The following is a 4,593-nucleotide window of genomic DNA, read 5'->3' on the forward strand; positions in this document are numbered from 1 at the left end:
CCCCGTCGACTGGACCACCTGGTTCCCCACCAACCCCCCACCCCACACCACCGACCTCCCCACCTACACCTTCCAACGCAAGCGCTACTGGCTGGACAAGCGCGGTGACCTGGGCGGCGATCCGTCGAGTCTGGGCCTGGCCGCCGCCGGGCACCCTCTGCTCGGAGCCACCGTGGAACTCGCCGAAGGCGGGACCCAGCTGCTCACCGGGAGGCTCTCGCTACGTGCCCAGCCGTGGATGGCCGGGCACCGGGTCCTCGGTGCCACCCTGTTGCCCGGTACCGCGTTCGCCGAGCTCGCCCTGTACGCCGCAGCCCAGGTCGGCTGCGATCAGGTGGCGGAACTCATCGTGCACGACCCGCTGGCCTTCCCAGACGACGGTGCGGTCGATCTGCAGATCGCCATCGCCGCCCCTGACGAGAAGGGCCAGCGATCCCTCACCTTCTCCTCCCGTCCGGCCGCCGACGCGGGCGAACCGACGTGGACGCGGCACGCCACGGGCTCCCTGGGGACAGCGCCGGCCACGGCCGGGCCGCCAGCTCCGGGTGGTGTCTGGCCGCCGCCCGGAGCCACCCCGGTCGCCGCTGACCCCGCGGACCCGGAGGTCGCCGCCGCGTGGCGGCTCGGCGACGACCTCTACGCCGAGGTGGTCCTGCCCGAACAGGAAAGCACCGGCGCCGCCGCGTACGGTGTCCACCCGCTTCTTCTCGATGCCGCTCTGCGGGCCTGTGCGCTGGAGGCGGATTCCTCCGACGCGGACAAGGTCTCCCTGCCGTTCTCGTGGAGCGGGCTGCGCCTGCACTCCACCGGCGCCACCACCCTGCGCATACGCGTGACCGTGGCGACGGCGAGCCGGCTCAGCCTCACCGCCACCGACCCCACAGGCGCCGCCGTGCTGACCCTGGAGGAACTGACGCTGCGTCCGGTCCAGGCCGGGCAGCTCGACCAGGCACGCCTGGCGACCAGGAGTTCACTGTTCCGGATGGCCTGGATGCCGCTGACGGCGGCCGCCGCCGCGGCGCCCCTGGCGCGCGTGGCCGTGCTCGCCCCCGGCACCGACGCGACGGCCACCGCCCTGACCACCGCGCTGCCGGGTGCCGAAACCCACCCGGGCCTCGGCGCTCTGCGGGCAGCTGTCGCGGCGGGAAATCCCGCCCCGGACATCGTCCTGGCTCCGGTGACCGGCCCGGCCGACGACGCCGACCCGGCCTACCGGCTGCGGCACACCGGCCGGGCGGTCCTCACCCTGTTGCAGGACTGGTTGCAGGACTCCGCCACCGACATCACGGCTCCACTCGTCATCGTCACCCGGCAGGCGATCGCGGCACACGGCCACGACGTCGTCAGCGACCTGCCCGCCGCCGCCGTGTGGGGGCTGGTACGCAGCGCCCAGTCCGAGCACCCGGACCGGTTCGTCCTGCTCGACCTCGACGGCCGGGACTCGTCACTGGCGGCCGTGCCCCAGGCGCTGGTCTCAGGAGAACCCCAGCTCGCCTTGCGCGACGGCACGCCGTACATCCCCCGGCTCACCCACGATGACACCAAACAGCTGCCCCAGGGGGCGAGGTCACCCACCGTAGCGAACGACGCAGCGGATGGCGTAGTGCATGGCGTACGGGATGACGCCCGGCCGCCCGCGCCGCTGGACCCCGACGGCACCGTCCTGATCACCGGTGGCACCGGCGCCCTCGGCGGTGTGGTCGCCCGCCACCTGGTCAGCCGCCATGGCATACGGAAGGTGCTGCTCACCAGCCGGAGAGGTCCCGACGCGCCAGGGGCCGACGAACTCACCGCCGAGCTCGCCGCGCTGGGCGCGGAGGTGACCATCGCGGCGTGTGACGCGAGCGACCGGAGCGCGCTGGCCGGGCTGCTGGCAGCCATTCCCGACCGGCATCCGCTGACCGCCGTCATCCACACGGCCGCCGTCGTCCAGGACTCCACGATCCTGTCAGCGACACCGGAGCAGTACGAGAACGTGCTGCTCGCCAAGGCCGCCGCCGCCTGGCATCTGCACGACCTCACCCGGGATCTGGACCTGTCGGCACTGGTGCTGTTCTCCTCCGTCACCGGGCTCGTCGGCGGCCCCGGGCAGGGCAGTTACGCCGCGGGCAACGCGTTCCTCGACGCCCTCGCGCAGCACCGCCACGCCCAGGGCCTGCCCGCGACCTCCCTGGCCTGGGGCTTCTGGGACCAGACGACCGGCATGTCCGGGCAGTTCACCGACGCCGACCGTGCGCGCAACACACGCGTCGGCGACCTGGGCCTGAGCGCCGAACAGGCCCTCGCCCTCTTCGACACCGCACTCGGCAGAGAAGACCCCCTGCTCGTCCCCGTGCGGCTGGACCTGGCCGGGATGCGCCGCCGGGCCACCGCCCACAACACTCCGGTGATTCTGCGGCATCTCGTACGCGCCGCCGCCCCGCGCGTCAGCGGCGCCGGCGGGCCCGCGCTGACCCAGACACTCGCCTCCCTGTCCGGGCCCGACCGGCGGCGCACGCTGCTCGATCTCGTACGCGGTCACGCGGCAGCGGTCGTGGGCCATGAGACAGCGACGTCGATACCCGCCACCGAGAACTTCCGGGAACTGGGCTTCGACTCACTGACCGCCGTGGAACTGCGCAACCGGCTCAGCGCCAGCACCGGGCTGCGGCTCCCCGCCACACTCATCTTCGACCATCCCACGCCCACCGCCGTCGCCGAGCTGCTGGGCGACCGCCTCGCATCGGCCGACGCGGCCGCCTCCATCTCGCTGTCCGCCGAACTCGACAAGATCGAGGCAGCCGTCGCCACCCTCGCCGACCGAGACCAGCAGGCGTGGCTCGCGACGCGGCTGGAGGACCTGCTGCGCCAGGTCAACGGCCACGGCAACGCCCCCGCTGATCAGGACCCCGACGACGAGCTGCTCCAGTCGGCCACCGACGACGAACTGTTCGGCATGCTCGACGGCGAACTGAGCGGACTCGGTCAGCACAGCCCCGCCGACGACGACCTCACGTCCGAGCGAGATTGATGGCCTATGTCAACTGACGAGAAGCTGCGCCGCTACCTCAAGCACGCCACCGCCGATCTGCGCCAGGCCAGGCGGCAGGTGCGCGAGCTGGAGGACCGCGCGCGGGAGCCCATCGCCATCATCGGGATGGCCTGCCGCTACCCGGGGGGCGTGCGCGGCCCGGCAGATTTGTGGCGGCTGGTCGCCGACGGTACGGACGCCATCTCCGCTTTCCCCGACGACCGGGGCTGGCCCCTGGAGGAGCTGAGCGACGCGGAGCGCCCTGGTGGCAGTCACACCAGTGAGGGCGGGTTCCTGTACGACGCGGCGCTCTTCGACGCCGGGTTCTTCGGCATCAGCCCACGCGAGGCGGTGGCGACCGACCCGCAGCAGCGGCTGCTGCTGGAGACCGCGTGGGAGGCGTTCGAGAACGCGGGGCTGAGCCGTGAGACGTTGGCCGGTTCGGACACAGGCGTGTTCGCGGGCGTGGCCGCACAGGACTACCTGTCGCTGGTCGGCCAGACGGCCGGCGATGTGGAGGGATATGTCGCCACGGGCAACAGCGGCAGTGTGCTGTCGGGCCGGGTGGCGTACACCTTCGGCCTGGAGGGCCCTGCGGTGACGGTGGACACGGCGTGTTCGTCGTCGCTGGTGGCGATGCACCTGGCCGCGCAGGCCCTGCGGCAGGGCGAGTGCGGCCTGGCGCTGGCGGGCGGGGTGACCGTGATGGCCACCCCGGGAATGTTCAGCGAGTTCTCCCGGCAGCGCGGGCTCGCCCCCGACGGCCGGTGCAAGCCCTTCGCCGCGGCCGCCGACGGTACGAGCTTTTCCGAGGGCGTCGGCCTGGTGCTGCTGGAACGGCTCTCGGAGGCCCAGCGCAACGGCCACCGGGTGCTGGCGGTGCTGCGCGGTTCGGCGGTCAACCAGGACGGCGCGAGCAATGGGCTGACCGCGCCGAACGGTCCGTCGCAGGAGCGGGTGATCCGCCATGCCTTGGCCAACGCACGGCTGTCGGCCTCGGAGGTGGACGCGGTTGAGGCGCACGGCACCGGCACCACCCTGGGCGACCCGATCGAGGCACAGGCGCTGCTGGCCACGTACGGCCAGGGTCGCTCGCAGAACCGTCCGTTGCTCCTCGGTTCCGTCAAGTCGAACATCGGGCACGCCCAGGCCGCGGCGGGCGTGTGCGGTGTCATCAAGATGGTCATGGCTTTGCGCAGCGCGACCTTGCCCGCTTCACTCCACGTCGATGAGCCCTCGCCACACGTGGACTGGGAGTCCGGCGCCGTACGCCTGCTGACCGAGCCGATGCCCTGGCCGGACACCGACCGCCCACGCCGAGCCGGAGTCTCCGCCTTCGGCGTGTCCGGCACGAACGCCCACGTGATCCTGGAGCAAGCCCCGGAACCGGTGGCGGCGCGGGTTGCTGAGGCGGTCGCATCGGTGGGGGTGGTGCCGTGGGTGGTGTCGGCTCGTAGCGCTGAGGCGTTGCGCGGTCAGGCGGCGGCGTTGGCCGCACGTGTGGTCGATGCCCCGGTGCCGGTGGCTGATGTGGGGTGGTCGCTGGTGACGACCCGGTCGGTGTTCGAGCACCGGGCCGTCAT

Annotated in this window: 2 protein-coding genes; both read left to right on the forward strand. The window is 72.6% G+C overall.

The genetic code is table 11. The features are described 5' to 3' along the window. Nucleotides 1-3,010, forward strand: a 3,010-nt coding sequence (locus AC5P1B_RS35445; protein WP_493892148.1) for a type I polyketide synthase, incomplete at its 5' end; no start/stop codon positions are given. Between the two features lie 6 nt (nucleotides 3,011-3,016). Next, nucleotides 3,017-4,593: type I polyketide synthase (locus tag AC5P1B_RS35450; protein ID WP_493892149.1), on the forward strand; the 1,577-nt coding region annotated here is incomplete at its 3' end.

This window comes from Streptomyces sp. A01 (assembly GCF_059026195.1).